14 protein-coding genes are annotated in these 13,666 nt (G+C 51.3%); 1 reads left to right on the forward strand and 13 read right to left on the reverse strand.

Going from position 1 to position 13,666, the window contains the following annotated elements:
* Nucleotides 1-137 precede the first annotated feature (137 nt).
* The 13 genes from DYU11_RS13995 to ilvD all read right to left on the reverse strand — a co-directional run bounded on the left by DYU11_RS13995 (nucleotide 138) and on the right by ilvD (nucleotide 12,738).
* On the reverse strand, nucleotides 138-602 hold the full coding sequence (locus DYU11_RS13995; RefSeq protein ID WP_119668333.1) for a hypothetical protein: 465 nt from the start codon (nucleotides 600-602) through the stop codon (nucleotides 138-140).
* Between the two features lie 99 nt (nucleotides 603-701).
* Complete coding sequence (locus tag DYU11_RS14000) at nucleotides 702-1,841, reverse strand: 2-isopropylmalate synthase (protein ID WP_119668334.1); 1,140 nt, start codon at nucleotides 1,839-1,841, stop codon at nucleotides 702-704.
* An 11-nt stretch (nucleotides 1,842-1,852) separates the two neighbouring features.
* Nucleotides 1,853-2,926, reverse strand: a complete 1,074-nt coding sequence (gene leuB / locus DYU11_RS14005; protein ID WP_119668335.1) for a 3-isopropylmalate dehydrogenase — start codon at nucleotides 2,924-2,926, stop codon at nucleotides 1,853-1,855.
* Nucleotides 2,927-2,998: 72 nt separating this feature from the next.
* Nucleotides 2,999-3,592, reverse strand: coding sequence for a 3-isopropylmalate dehydratase small subunit (leuD, locus tag DYU11_RS14010; RefSeq protein WP_119668336.1), 594 nt, complete (start codon nucleotides 3,590-3,592; stop codon nucleotides 2,999-3,001).
* Nucleotides 3,593-3,604: 12 nt separating this feature from the next.
* Nucleotides 3,605-5,008 (reverse strand): 3-isopropylmalate dehydratase large subunit, encoded by a 1,404-nt coding sequence (gene leuC / locus DYU11_RS14015; protein WP_119668337.1) that lies wholly within the window; start codon nucleotides 5,006-5,008, stop codon nucleotides 3,605-3,607.
* 6 nt (nucleotides 5,009-5,014) lie between these two features.
* Nucleotides 5,015-6,283 carry a threonine ammonia-lyase IlvA gene (gene ilvA / locus DYU11_RS14020; RefSeq protein WP_119668338.1) on the reverse strand — a complete coding sequence of 423 codons (1,269 nt, stop codon included), beginning with the start codon at nucleotides 6,281-6,283 and terminating at the stop codon, nucleotides 5,015-5,017.
* Between the two features lie 54 nt (nucleotides 6,284-6,337).
* Nucleotides 6,338-6,916 carry an O-methyltransferase gene (locus tag DYU11_RS14025; RefSeq protein ID WP_119668339.1) on the reverse strand — a complete coding sequence of 193 codons (579 nt, stop codon included), beginning with the start codon at nucleotides 6,914-6,916 and terminating at the stop codon, nucleotides 6,338-6,340.
* 48 nt (nucleotides 6,917-6,964) lie between these two features.
* Complete coding sequence (ilvC, locus tag DYU11_RS14030; RefSeq protein WP_119668340.1) at nucleotides 6,965-8,008, reverse strand: ketol-acid reductoisomerase; 1,044 nt, start codon at nucleotides 8,006-8,008, stop codon at nucleotides 6,965-6,967.
* A gap of 30 nt (nucleotides 8,009-8,038) precedes the next feature.
* Entirely contained in the window at nucleotides 8,039-8,572 is a 534-nt protein-coding gene (gene ilvN / locus DYU11_RS14035) for an acetolactate synthase small subunit (RefSeq protein WP_119668341.1), read from the reverse strand.
* Between the two features lie 4 nt (nucleotides 8,573-8,576).
* Complete coding sequence (gene ilvB, locus DYU11_RS14040) at nucleotides 8,577-10,319, reverse strand: biosynthetic-type acetolactate synthase large subunit (protein ID WP_119668342.1); 1,743 nt, start codon at nucleotides 10,317-10,319, stop codon at nucleotides 8,577-8,579.
* A 57-nt stretch (nucleotides 10,320-10,376) separates the two neighbouring features.
* Nucleotides 10,377-10,766: a type II toxin-antitoxin system VapC family toxin gene (locus tag DYU11_RS14045; RefSeq protein ID WP_119668343.1), complete on the reverse strand. Its 390-nt coding sequence runs from the start codon at nucleotides 10,764-10,766 to the stop codon at nucleotides 10,377-10,379.
* Nucleotides 10,748-11,005, reverse strand: coding sequence for a hypothetical protein (locus DYU11_RS14050; RefSeq protein ID WP_119668344.1), 258 nt, complete (start codon nucleotides 11,003-11,005; stop codon nucleotides 10,748-10,750). The genes DYU11_RS14045 and DYU11_RS14050 overlap by 19 nt, the downstream gene beginning before the upstream one ends.
* A 32-nt stretch (nucleotides 11,006-11,037) precedes the next feature.
* A complete protein-coding gene (ilvD, locus tag DYU11_RS14055) occupies nucleotides 11,038-12,738 on the reverse strand; it encodes a dihydroxy-acid dehydratase (RefSeq protein ID WP_119668345.1) in 1,701 nt (566 codons plus the stop codon).
* 117 nt (nucleotides 12,739-12,855) lie between these two features.
* Between ilvD and murQ the strand changes: the two genes are divergently transcribed.
* Nucleotides 12,856-13,653, forward strand: coding sequence for an N-acetylmuramic acid 6-phosphate etherase (gene murQ / locus DYU11_RS14060; protein WP_119668346.1), 798 nt, complete (start codon nucleotides 12,856-12,858; stop codon nucleotides 13,651-13,653).
* Nucleotides 13,654-13,666 lie beyond the last annotated feature (13 nt).

A 13,666-nucleotide genomic window follows, 5' to 3' on the forward strand; every position in this document is an offset into this window, starting at 1 on the left:
GAACAGAGCCGTTAAGCCCCGCACTGCCGATGGTACTGGAGTCGTTTCCGGGAGAGTAGGTAACTGCCACCTCTTGTCATTTGTAGTTGGAAGCCGTCCCCACAAGGACGGCTTTCCTGCTTTATAGACGTTTAGAATTAAGCGAAAGAAAGCTCTTCAAGAACTGGCAACTGTATTTTTTCCAATAAACGTTCTTCTAACAAATTCGCCCATTCATACATGTAGGCTACAACGTCGTCGCGTACATTATGCTTAAGTGCAAGTCGCTTTTCAACGGGAAATCGAGCAAGAACTTGCTTATCAGACAGTTTCTCGAGGTGCTTTAAATCTTCCAGCATTAGACCAGCGTTAAGCATCTCATTAATTATAATGTCGATGGGGAGTGAGCTCGTTTGGCAATAATCATCTACCTGTTCATTCCAGTCGCCATAACGCTGCATGGCGTAGGTATGGATCTGATCTTTACTAAGCTTAGTTAGCTCCTGAGCCAGATTACCACAATTACAGCCGCCCATGTGACCCCATTGATAAGGAGCGCCTTCTTTTAGCTTCTTGGCAGTCCGGCGCAAAGCATTTATTAAGTCAGGATTCGGTCGTGCCATTTTCGTACAAGGTTTTATGGTTTCTTGCCTAACGCTCTGTTATTAAGTTTTGTTCTTTAAGAATCAGTACAAAAAAAGCCGGCTATAAACCGGCTTTTTTTATCTGACTAATTCCATTAAATCTTTATCATTCACTTCTTTCTTGACGTCAGCTAAATCGAGGAAACGCTTATAAATACCATCGAGCGTTGGCTTATCGTATCGATAGCCCAATAACTCAAGCCGATGTTTTAAAGCATGACGACCGCTGCGGGCTGTTAAAATAATAGATGACTTAGGAACGCCGACATCATGAGGATTTATGATTTCGTAGTTCTCAGCGTGCTTCAGAAAGCCATCCTGGTGAATGCCTGATGAGTGAGCAAAGGCATTACGACCGACAATCGCTTTGTTGGCCTGAACCGGCATGCGCATCATCTGGGAGACAAGATTACTTACCGGGAATAGGCGGGTTGTATCAATGCCTGTTTCATATCCGAGTTCTTTATGCACTTTGAGAGCCATCACAACCTCTTCCAAAGACGTATTGCCCGCCCGCTCACCAATGCCATTCATAGTAACTTCAACCTGACGAGCGCCGTTCATGATGCCAGCCAGTGAGTTGGCAGTCGCCAGGCCAAGATCGTTATGGCAATGAATGGATATTGTCGCCTTGTCTACGTTGGGTACGTTGTCATAGATGTACTTGATCTTTCGACCGTACTCGTCAGGCAGGCAGTAGCCGGTCGTATCCGGAATATTGACAACGGTAGCACCCGCCCGAATAACCGCTTCGGTTAGTCGGCAAAGGAAGTCAAGATCAGCACGACCCGCATCTTCAGCATAAAACTCTACATCATCGACGTAGTTGCGTGCATGCTTTACGGCCGAAATGGCTTGTTCCAGAATCTGGTTCCGGGTACTGTTGAACTTATTACGTATATGAATGTCTGACGAGCCAATTCCCGTATGTATACGCCCATGTTTGGCATGTTTTAGCGCTTCGCCGGCGGCATCAATATCATCGAGCTTGGCGCGGGAGAGTGCGCAAACTGTAGGCTTGGATACTGCTTTGGCGATTTCAACGACGGACCGAAAATCCCCGGGACTGGATACTGGAAAGCCGGCCTCAATGATGTCAACGCCCAGACGCTCCAGTTCTTTGGCCACAACCACTTTTTCTTCAGTGGTTAACTGGCAGCCCGGAACCTGTTCACCGTCACGCAGAGTAGTGTCGAAAATATAGACTCGCTGGCTCATTGTATGTGTTATTAGTTAAGTTCAGCAATTAATCGGGCCCCCATAGCTTCAGTGCCCAGAATTTTTTCAGACGATGTGTTCCCGTCGGCGATGTCGCGTGTCCGATACCCCGCTTTCAAAACGGTATCTACCGCGGTAAGAACTGTTTCGGCTTCGGATTTCAAACCGAACGAAATATCCAGCATCAAAGCAACCGATAGGACAGACGCCAATGGGTTAGCCACTCCTTTGCCGGCAATGTCGTGCGCCGATCCGTGGATGGGTTCGTAAAGACCAATTGTGTCACCCACCGAAGCCGAAGCCAGCATACCCATTGAGCCGGCAATCTGCGATGCTTCGTCGGTCAAAATATCGCCGAATAGATTTCCAGTCAACACTACGTCAAATCGGCGCGGATCTTTGATGAGCAGCATAGCGGCCGCATCGATGAACTGGTGTTCGACGTCTACTTCCGGGTAACGTTTGGCTACTTTCTGTACTACTTCGCGCCAAAGGCGTGACGATTCCAGTACGTTTGCTTTGTCAACTGAACACAATTTCTTTCGGCGAGTCATAGCCGCTTCAAACGCTTTTACGGCAATCCGTTCAACTTCGTAGCGACTGTAAATCATGGTGTCATAAGCCGTACTTCGATCCTCATTCCGGCCTTTTTCGCCAAAGTAGACATCGCCGGTTAGCTCGCGAAAAAACAGAATGTCGGCCCCCTGCAAAAACTCCGGCTTGATACTCGAAGCGCCTAAGAGCTCATCGAAAAGTTTAATTGGACGCAAATTCGCATACAATCCCAACGCTTTCCGAATCCCCAGCAACCCCTGTTCCGGCCGTAATTTAGCTGATGGATCGTTATCGTACTTCGGATGGCCGACGGCTCCGAACAGGATGGCATCTGATGCTTTAGACTTGGTGATGGTTGCTTCCGGCAGCGGATTTCCAGTGGCTTCGATAGCCGCGTGACCAATCAACGCTTCATCGTATGTGAATTCGTGGCCAAACTTCCCGGCAATTCGCTCCAGCACCTGTTTACCAACTGCTGTCACTTCCTGACCGATTCCGTCGCCGGCAATAACTAAAATGTGTTTCTTCATTCTACTGGTTAAATGACGGAGCTAGTGAATGCTTGAGTCGTTATACACGTCATTCGCTGGCTCAGTCATTCATTATGCGTGAGCTAAGTCAAACCGATTGATTTCTTCTTTCAGGCTGAGTAAATAATCAATATCGTCGTAGCCGTTCATCAGGCACGTTTTTTTGTACGTATTAATGTCAAACGACTCATTCAGGCCGTTTGCCAGCGTAATGGTCTGATTCGCCAGATCAACCGTTATGGGCGTATGCGGGTCTGCGTCAATCGCTTTAAAGATTTCAGCCAGAAAAGCGTCTGAAACCTGAGCAGGCAGCACAAAGGTATTCAGAGCGTTGTTCTTAAAAATGTCGGCAAAAAAGCTGGAAATAACGACTTTAAACCCATAGTCGTGGATAGCCCAGGCTGCGTGTTCCCGGCTGGAACCCATACCGAAGTTTTTGCCAGCTACCAGGATTTGGGCATCAGTGTAGGTAGGGTTGTTCAGTACAAAGTCGGCTTTGGGCGTATCATCAGCGTTGTACCGCCAGTCACGGAATAAGTTATCGCCGAAGCCTTCGCGGGTAGTGGCCTTCAGAAAGCGGGCTGGAATAATCTGGTCCGTATCAATATTTTCGATAGGCAGGGGAGCCGCAGTTGCCGTCAGTTTTGTAAATGTTTCTTTGCTCATGGTTCCTGAAGGTTATACAAACGCTCTGACATCCTGGACTTTGCCCGTAACAGCGGCAACGGCCGCCGTGAGCGGAGATGCCAGAAACGTACGTGACTGGGGCCCTTGCCGACCTTCAAAGTTGCGGTTCGATGTACTGACGCAATACTTACCGGCCGGAATCTTGTCCTCATTCATGCCCAGACAGGCCGAGCAGCCAGGGTCGCGCAATTCAAAACCGGCTTCGGCAAACACTTTGTCAAGGCCTTCAGCTTTAGCCTGATTAGCTACCTGTACAGAGCCCGGCACAATCCATACCTCAACGCCGTTGGCTTTTTGCTTACCTTTTACAAATTCAGCGACCTGGCGCAGGTCTTCAATACGGGCGTTAGTGCATGAGCCAATGAAGACGTAATCGACCGGCTTGCCTACTAACTCCATACCTGGTTCGAGGCCCATATAGGCCAGCGATTTGGTGTATGAGGCCAGTTCGCTTTCCGGAATTTCGCTCAAATTCGGTACGTGATGACTGATTCCGATGCCCATACCCGGGTTGGTACCGTAGGTAATCATCGGTTCAATGTCTTCGGCGTTGATGTCCAGTTCGCGATCAAACGTAGCGCCTTCGTCGGTTTTTAACGTACGCCAGGTGTCGACCGCCTTCTCGAACGCTTCACCCTGCGGAGCAAACCGTCGGCCACGAATGTAGTCGAACGTCGTTTCGTCGGGGGCAATCAGACCGCCACGAGCACCCATTTCGATGCTCATGTTGCAAATGGTCATCCGCGCTTCCATCGACAAACTTCGGATCGTATCGCCGGCGTATTCAACGAAGTAACCGGTTGCGCCACTGGCCGAAATTTTCGAGATGATGTAAAGGATGATGTCTTTCGACGTAACGCCTTTGCCCAGCTTGCCATTGATGCTGATGCGCATCCGTTTGGGCTTGTATTGTAAAATGCATTGCGTGGCCAGTACCTGTTCTACTTCCGACGTACCGATGCCGAACGCAATGTTGCCAAAGGCCCCATGGGTACTGGTATGGCTGTCGCCACAAACAATAGTCATACCCGGTAGTGTAAGGCCAAGTTCGGGTCCGATGATGTGCACAATGCCCTGGAACGGATGGCCAAGGTCGTAGAGTTCAATGCCAAAGTCAGCGCAGTTCTTGCGCAGGGTTTCGACCTGATGACGCGACAGCGCTTCCTTGATCGGCAGGTGCTGATCTTTAGTTGGTACGTTGTGGTCGGCGGTGGCCGTTGTGCGGCTGACGTTAAATACACCGATACCCCGCTTCCGGAGCCCGTCAAACGCTTGCGGGCTGGTTACTTCGTGGATGAAATGGCGGTCAATAAACAACGCATCCGGGTGGCCTTCGGCGTGTTTAACGACGTGCGCATCCCAGATTTTATCAAAAAGAGTTGTGGGCGTATGCATAGATTCTCAAATCAAGAACTCAAATAAATCCGGCTTATCGTTGAGGTATTCAAAGTGAATGCGGGCATCCTGCATACGTATCAGGAGCGGCTCAAAATCGGCTTTACTTTTCAGTTCTATGCCAACCAGAGCAGGGCCGCGTTCGCGATTCGTTTTCTTAGAATACTCAAAGAGCGTAATATCGTCGTTGGGACCGAGTACGTCGCTCAGGAATTCGCGCATAGCACCCGCCCGCTGGGCAAACCGAATGATGAAATAATGCTTCAGGCCTTCGTATAGCAGCGACCGCTCTTTGATTTCCTCTGTTCGGGTAATGTCGTTATTACCACCGCCGACGAGACAGACCACATTTTTACCTTTGATCTCGTCTTTCAGAAAGTCCAGCGCGGCAATAGTAAGCGCTCCTGCCGGCTCGGCTACAATAGCTTCTTCGTTATAAAGCCGCAGAATGGTTGTGCAGACTTTGCCTTCGGGAACCAGCACGACGCGTTCCAGATTCTGGCGGCACACCTCGAAGGTCATGTCCCCGACGCGCTTAACGGCGGCTCCGTCCACAAACTTGTCAATCTCTTCCAGGGTTACTACGTGGCCCTCGTCCATCGAAACTTTCATGGACGGTGAACCCAGCGGCTCAACCCCGATCAGCTTGGTTTTGGGGCTCAGCTGGCGAAAAACCGTTGAAACGCCCGATGCCAGACCGCCCCCGCCAATTGCCATTAGCAGGTAATCAATCTTAAAATTCGAATCTTTGAAGATCTCCAGCCCGACCGTACCCTGACCTTCCATCACCTGAACGTCGTCGAAGGGGTGGACAAACGTACTGTCGTGCGTATTGACGTATTCGATGGCCGAATGGTACGCATCGTCGTACGTATCACCGGTAAGCACTACGTCGACAAACTCCTTACCGAACATCCGGACCTGCTTTACCTTCTGGGCGGGGGTAGTCGTCGGCATGAAAATCCGGCCTTTAACACCCATTTTGCGGCAGGCATAGGCCAGTCCCTGCGCGTGGTTACCGGCGCTCGCACACACGACCCCCTTGGCCAGAGCTTCTTTGGGCAGGCTGGCCATTTTATTGTAGGCTCCCCGAATTTTATAGGAGCGCACAACCTGTAAATCTTCCCGTTTCAGGAAAATGGTGGCCTGGTACCGATCCGACAGGTTCACGTTTTCCTGGAGGGGCGTGTGCGTCACGACTCCCCGCAGCCGTTCGGCCGCAAGGTATATATTGTCGAGGTCGGGAAACGTTATTTTCTTCTCTGCTTCTACCACCGCCTGTTTTGTTTACTACTGATGACGTTATCCTTCAAATTTACGAAATCTTCATCAGTCTTTTTTTGTCGCTATAATCAAGCCGGTTGACCAGGCTAGTTTCGTCAGAACGATGTCTTCGCGATCCTCCAGATGAGCTACTAACTGTTGTGCTTTGGCATCATGACCGTCGGGCCAGTTGGGCTGTGGGAGCATGTCGTCAATTACATACAGACCACCCGGCTTCAGCATGGCCAGCGTTTCATCGAGTTGTAGATACTTCCCGGCCCAGGTATCGGCGAAAATGAAGTCAAACGTTTCCGTATTCGCATCAATCCATTCGGTACCATCCTGACAAACCAGCGTCAGCCGCTTGTCATGGCCTAAAAACCGTTCAGCAATGGCCTGACAGGCAGCATCATTGTCGACCGAAATCAGCGTCGAATGCTGGTCCATACCATCCAGCAGCCAGGCTGTCGACAGGCCCGTACCAGTGCCTAGCTCCAGAAACGTACCGCTGGGTTTCGACCGCGCCAGCGTCCGCAGCAGTGAGGCTGTCAGTACGTCGGCGTTCATTGCAAAACCCAGGACGGCTGACGCTGCGACTATGCCCTGATGCGGATCAATGGTTTCGGTGATGGTATCGAAAGTCATGCTACGTTGGCTAAGGTGCCGGGCTCGAAAACCCGGCACCATATGATGTTAGCTTCGCTCGGGGCGCAGGCTCCGAACGGCGGTGCCGGCTTTCCACATTTCCGATTCGCGCAGTTCTTTCAGCTCCTCTTCCAGCTTCTCCCGGTAGTCGGGCTGAGAGTTACGAGTGATCGAAATATTCGCCTGCTCGCCGGCTTTTACCGAGTTGTAGAGCTGTTCAAAGACCGGCTTTGTGGCATCGCGGAACGGTTTCCACCAGTCGAGAGCACCCCGCTGGGCAGTGGTTGAGCAGTTGGCGTACATCCAGTCCATACCGTTCTCAGCAACGAGCGGCATGAGTGACTGCGTCAGTTCTTCTACCGTTTCGTTGAAGGCTTCGGAGGGGCTGTGGCCATTGGCCCGGAGGACTTCATACTGAGCCGCGAAGATGCCCTGGATCGCGCCCATCAACGTACCACGTTCACCGGTCAGGTCGGAGGTAACTTCTTTGTAAAAATCGGTTTCGAACAGATAGCCTGAACCTACGCCGATACCCATAGCAATGCACTTTTCACGAGCATGACCTGAAGCGTCCTGATAGATGGCGAAGCTGGAATTCAACCCCTTGCCTTCGACAAACAGGCGACGCAGCGACGTACCGGAACCTTTCGGGGCAACCAGAAATACATCCACATCAGTCGGCGGAACAATTCCCGTCTGGTCTTTGTACGTTACGCCGAAGCCGTGTGAGAAGTACAGCGATTTGCCGGGTTTGAGGTATGACTTAACCGTCGGCCACAGTTCAATCTGGGCGGCATCCGACAGCAGGAAGCAAATGATCGTACCGCGCTCCAGAGCCTCCTCGATTTCGAACAGCGTTTCGCCGGGAACCCAACCGTCGGCAACGGCTTTGTCGTACGTTTTGCCTTTGCGCTGGCCGACGATTACGTTGAACCCGTTGTCGCGCATGTTGAGCGACTGACCGGGTCCCTGAACGCCGTAGCCGATAACGGCAATGACTTCATCTTTGAGTACGTCGAGGGCTTTCTCAAGAGGAAACTCTTCGCGGGTTACTACGTCTTCTTCTACTCCGCCGAAGTTAATTTTTGCCATGACAGACAGTTTTATAAAAGGTTAAACAAATTACAGATAGTATTCCCACTCCGTTTCCGGCAGGTATTCCACGAGCCCTTTTTCGGTTTTTCCTACCGCGACCCGACCCGATCGTACGAATTCAAGAATGCTGTGCGGTTTGATGTATTCGAAAAAGGTAAAGATTTCCTCTTCGGTCCCCGTCTTCTCGATCACGACGTAGTCCAGCCCCCAGTACACCACCCAGGCCTTGTACTGATTGTTGATCGTTTCAATATCCAGTGGCTTTGCGCCCAGTGGTGTTTCAATCTTGAACAGGGCGATTTCGTTGTACACGACGTCTTCGTTCAGATAGCCGAAGACCGCGAGAACTTCCACGATCTTCCGAATCTGCCGCACCAGTTTCTCTACGGTCTCCCGCGACTCGTGCTTGATGACGATGGTGAACCGGGACACGCCCTTCCGCTCGGTTTCCGATACGGTGAGGCTTTCGATGTTGATCCGTCGCCGGGTGAAAATAATTGTGATGCGGTTGAGTAGTCCGATCGTGTTTTCGGTGAATATGCAAATGGTGTAGGTCGTCATCGGGCTATTCGAGTCTAATGCTGGCTACGCTTGTGCCGGCCGGAACCATAGGAAATACGTTTTCTTCCTTTTCAACAATGACTTCGAGCAGGTACGGCTTGTCGGAGTTGAGGAGCGTGTCAAGCGAAGCTGACAAATCCTCGCGGTGGTTGCAGGTGTGGCCGTCGATGCCAAAACCCCGGGCAATGGTAATGAAGTCGGGATTCTGTAATTCCACGAACGAATACCGACGCTCGAAGAACAACTGCTGCCACTGACGTACCATACCGAGGTAATTGTTGTTGAGGATGATCGCCTTAACCGGTAGCTTACTTTGGGCAATCGTACCCAACTCCTGAATGGTCATCTGGAAGCAACCGTCACCGATGATCGCGATAACCTCCCGGCTCGGATCGCCTACTTTGGCTCCGAAGGCCGCGGGTAAGGCAAAGCCCATCGTGCCGAGGCCACCCGACGTAATAAGGCTGTTCGGACGCTTGTACTGGTAAAAAGCCGAGGCAATCATCTGGTGCTGACCAACATCGGCAACCAGCACGGCTTCACCATTGGTCTTTTTAGACAGCAGGTCGATTACCTCCGGCATTTTAATTTTCTCCGTGGTTGGGGCCAGTGCCGGGCGCTTCACCTTTTCGTCTTCAATGGCGTCGTATTTCCGGAACTCGTTGCGCCAGACGGTGTGATCGTTCGGATGCACCAATGGAGTCAGGCGGTCCAGCACCTCTTTAGCATCTCCTATAACCGGAGCGTGCGCCTTGATTATCTTGTCGATCTCAGACGGGTCAATCTCAATATGAACCACCTTAGCCTGAGGGGCGAATAAGCTGGCATTGCCCGTTACCCGGTCGTCGAAGCGCATCCCAATGCCGATCAGTACGTCGCACTCGCTGGTCATTACGTTCGGGCCGTAGTTGCCGTGCATACCGAGCCAGCCTGCATACAGCGGATGATCGGCCGGGAAGGCCGACTGACCGAGCAACGTCGTGGCGACTGGTATACCGGTTTTCTCGGCAAACGTCAACAGTTCCTTTTCGGCTTTGGCAATCAGTACCCCGTGACCAACCAGCATGTAGGGCTTTTTGGCGCTGTTGATAAGTTCAGCCGCTTTTTCTACCTGTTCCTGCTTTGGAATCAGGCGCGGGCGGTAGCTGACGAGTGTCTGGCAGCGTTGGTACTGAAACGGCCTGGTCATCAGCTCCTGCTGTGCATTCTTCGTAATATCGATTACGACTGGTCCCGGCCGTCCCGACTGCGCAATGTAGAACGCTTTGGAAACAATATCCGGAATTTCGTCAGCGTTGGTAACCTGATAGTTCCACTTGGAAATTGGCATTGTAACGCCAATTACATCGGTTTCCTGAAACGCATCGGTACCCAGCAGGTTTTTACCAACCTGACCGATCAGGCAAACCATAGGGGTTGAGTCAATCAACGCATCGGCAATGCCGGTAACCAGATTGGTCGCTCCGGGGCCTGACGTAACCAGGCATACACCCGCCCTGCCAGTGATGCGGGCATACCCTTCGGCCGCGTGGGCTGCTCCCTGCTCGTGGCGGACCAGTATGTGGTGGAGCCGGTCCTGAAAGTCGTAAAGCGCATCATAAACGGGCATAATTGCCCCGCCCGGATAGCCAAAAATTGTTTCAACTCCCTCTGCGACGAGTGACCGCATGAGCGCTTCGGAACCAGTGATCAGCTTCACCTCTTCCGTTATCGTTTCTTTCTCTGGTACGACGCTAACCGTTTCCATGGATCTACGCGTTTAAATATCGTTTTCTGTTGTTCACTGTGAATAAACCCCCTCGGTCTATTTACTCAGGCTTTGGTAGTTCAACCCGTCTATTTTCTGAAAGTCACTATCGTTCGTAGGCAGCAAGGTAAAGTCATAAACCAGCGCTGTAGCGGCAATAATGGCGTCGGGCAGTTTTACACTTCTGTATTGTCGTCGTAAGCGGATGGTCTGAAGAATGACTGGTTCATCAAGCGATAGTACGCTGGAAACTGTAATGAACTCCCGAACACTTGCTTCCACTTCTTTGACAACTGCTACCCAACTAAGAAGCTCGATTCTTGTAATGACAGAAATAATCGGGTTCATCTCTACGGTTTCAGCCATTAAATCGAGCTTGTCAGGGAGTAGCAAACCACTCAGATATTTGCTGTAGGCCGATGTGTCAATTAAATAGGCCTTTCCCATTCGTTTCGCATGTCATCTAACTGCTTTTGCATTTCCAGGCGTTCTTCCAGCGGTAAATGCGCCCACTTGCCGCGAAATCGCGTTAAATCTGGTTTCGTATCTTTGTCAACAAGCCCACCTGTATCTTCTTCAAAAATTATACGCAGCTTTATCTGTTTACCATTCCATTCCGCGGGTACATCAAAGTGTAAGTCGATGGCTCCGTTTTTTGGCTCAACCGTTTTTTCGATGATGTTCATGGCTTCGTTGCTTGTTTATGCATTAACAACGTTCATACTTCATCCGTTACACACCCTTCACTGGCCGGCTTCACGTCGCGGATGTATTTGCCAAGCATACCCCGCGTAAACCGAGGTTCGGGCTTCGTCCACTGACTCCGGCGCTCGGCCAGTTCTTCGTCTGATACGTGTAGGGTAATGTTGCGCGAAACAGCGTCGAGCGTGATACGGTCGCCGTCTTTAACAAATGCAATCGGGCCGCCTTCGTGCGCTTCGGGGGTAATGTGACCTACCACGAAGCCGTGTGTACCCCCTGAGAAACGGCCATCAGTAATCAAAGCGACCTTGTCGCCCAATCCGGCACCCATGATGGCGGAGGTAGGCTTCAGCATCTCGGCCATTCCCGGACCACCTTTAGGGCCCGCGTTCCGGATCACAATGACCTGCCCGGGCAAAATTTCGCCTTTGGCCAGGGCATCGATGATTTCGCCTTCGTGTTCGCAAACTTTGGCAATGCCGTCAAAGCGTTCGCCTTCTTTACCTGTAATCTTGGCAACACCGCCCTGGGGAGCCAGATTGCCGTATAAAACCTGAATGTGACCTGTTTTTTTGATGGCCTGCGACAAGGGGAAGATAATCTTCTGCGCGTCGAAGTCGAGATCAGGGGCTTCGGACAGGTTTTCGGCAACAGTTTTGCCCGTTACGGTCAGGCAATCGCCGTGGATCATGCCCTGCGCGTAGAGGTACTTCATTACCGCCGGAACGCCACCAATGGCCAGCATGTCTTCCATGTAATACTTTCCGCTCGGCTTCAGGTCGGCCAGTAAAGGCACACGGTCGCTGATAGCCTGAATATCGTCAAGGGTTAAGGAAATGCCCGCTGTCCGGGCAATAGCCAGATAATGCAGCACGGCATTGGTCGAACCGCCAAGCGCCATGACTATTGTCAGCGCGTTTTCGAGGGATTCGCGGCTGATGATTTCTCTGGGCGTAATGTTACGCTCGAGCAGTACCTTCATAGCCGCACCGATCTTCTTGCATTCCTGCTGCTTGCCCTCGTGCGTAGCCGGGTAGCTGCTGCTGAAGGGCAGGCTCAGGCCCATCGCTTCGATGGAAGAAGCCATTGTATTGGCGGTATACATACCTCCGCAGGCACCCGCACCCGGAATCGAGTTCTGGATGACGCCTTTGTAATCTTCGTCGGATATGTTGTTGGCGAGCTTCTTGCCCAGGGCTTCAAAGGCCGAAACGATGTCTAATTTCTGACCTTTATAGTGTCCGGACCGGATTGTTCCGCCATATACCATGATACTTGGCCGGTCGAGCCGTGCCATGGCCATGATAGCTCCGGGCATATTTTTATCACAGCCAACTACTGTCACCACGCCATCGTACCACTGGGCCGCTACCACCGTTTCGATCGAATCGGCAATTAGATCGCGGCTGGGCAGGGAGTAACGCATGCCGTCGTTTCCGTTCGTCATGCCGTCTGAAACGCCAATGGTGTTGAAGATCAAACCGACCATATCATTCGCCTGAATGCCCTGCTTCACATAAACCGATAAGCCGTTGAGATGCATATTACAGGTATTACCTTCGTAACCTGTGCTGGCAATCCCGATCTGCGGTTTATCCATATCCGCTTCTGTCAAACCAACTCCATAGAGCATGGCTTGGGCGGCAGGATTACTTACTTCCTGGGTCAGAATACGACTGAATCGGTTTAATTGAATGGTGACGACTTCGGTGTTCATAATTAGCGAAATTTCGCTGTTGGCGTAATAACGCTTCAAATAAATAAGACTTGAACCACTTATGCAAGAAATTTTAGGTTAATTGTAGCTTTACTGGCAGGAGATTACCTTTGATACATGATTACGGAAACTACTTCGCATTACGATCATTTAGAATCTATGTCAGTACATGAGCTACTGACGAACATTAATAAGGAAGACAAAACGGTGCCTTTGGCGGTTGAAAAAGCCATTCCTCAAATTGAATCACTGGTCACTCAGATCGTAGCGCGAATGAAGGAAGGCGGACGGCTTTTTTATATCGGCGCTGGTACGAGTGGTCGGTTGGGCATTGTCGATGCATCTGAATGCCCGCCTACTTATGGCGTTTCACATGATCTGGTAATCGGTCTGATTGCCGGTGGCGATGGAGCTATCCGGAAAGCCGTTGAATTTGCTGAGGATGACCCGGATCAAGCCTGGAAGGATTTACAGGCGTATCATATCGAAGCCGTCGACACCGTAATTGGTATTGCTGCCTCCGGTCGTACACCCTACGTTATTGGTGGTCTGGATCAGGCCCGGGCGGCCGGCTGTCTGACCGGCTGTATTGTCTGCAATCCTGGTTCGGCGGTAGCTCAGGCGGCCGAATTCCCGGTTGAGGTGGTTGTTGGTCCTGAATTTGTGACTGGGAGCACACGCATGAAAGCGGGTACGGCACAGAAACTAGTATTAAACATGGTCTCGACGTCGGTTATGATCCAGTTGGGTCGGGTGAAAGGAAACAAAATGGTTGATATGCAGCTGACGAACATCAAATTGCAGGACCGGGCTGCGAAGATGGTGATGAGTGAATTAGACGTCAGCCGCGAAAAAGCCGAAGAGCTGCTGGCCAAGTACGGGAACGTACGGGGTGCCATTGAGGCCCAGCAGTAAACCAGGCGCGTCT

Origin of the sequence: Fibrisoma montanum, from assembly GCF_003583365.1 — a bacterium.
In the GTDB taxonomy this organism is placed as follows: Bacteria; Bacteroidota; Bacteroidia; order Cytophagales; family Spirosomataceae; genus Fibrisoma; species Fibrisoma montanum.

Coding starts and splice junctions, on each gene's coding strand:
- DYU11_RS13995 (WP_119668333.1), bottom strand. CDS start 602: ATGGCACGACCGAATCCTGACTTAATAAATGCTTTGCGCCGGACTGCC.
- DYU11_RS14000 (WP_119668334.1), bottom strand. CDS start 1,841: ATGAGCCAGCGAGTCTATATTTTCGACACTACTCTGCGTGACGGTGAA.
- leuB (WP_119668335.1), bottom strand. CDS start 2,926: ATGAAGAAACACATTTTAGTTATTGCCGGCGACGGAATCGGTCAGGAA.
- leuD (WP_119668336.1), bottom strand. CDS start 3,592: ATGAGCAAAGAAACATTTACAAAACTGACGGCAACTGCGGCTCCCCTG.
- leuC (WP_119668337.1), bottom strand. CDS start 5,008: ATGCATACGCCCACAACTCTTTTTGATAAAATCTGGGATGCGCACGTC.
- DYU11_RS14025 (WP_119668339.1), bottom strand. CDS start 6,916: ATGACTTTCGATACCATCACCGAAACCATTGATCCGCATCAGGGCATA.
- ilvC (WP_119668340.1), bottom strand. CDS start 8,008: ATGGCAAAAATTAACTTCGGCGGAGTAGAAGAAGACGTAGTAACCCGC.
- ilvN (WP_119668341.1), bottom strand. CDS start 8,572: ATGACGACCTACACCATTTGCATATTCACCGAAAACACGATCGGACTA.
- ilvB (WP_119668342.1), bottom strand. CDS start 10,319: ATGGAAACGGTTAGCGTCGTACCAGAGAAAGAAACGATAACGGAAGAG.
- DYU11_RS14045 (WP_119668343.1), bottom strand. CDS start 10,766: ATGGGAAAGGCCTATTTAATTGACACATCGGCCTACAGCAAATATCTG.
- DYU11_RS14050 (WP_119668344.1), bottom strand. CDS start 11,005: ATGAACATCATCGAAAAAACGGTTGAGCCAAAAAACGGAGCCATCGAC.
- ilvD (WP_119668345.1), bottom strand. CDS start 12,738: ATGAACACCGAAGTCGTCACCATTCAATTAAACCGATTCAGTCGTATT.
- murQ (WP_119668346.1), top strand. CDS start 12,856: ATGATTACGGAAACTACTTCGCATTACGATCATTTAGAATCTATGTCA.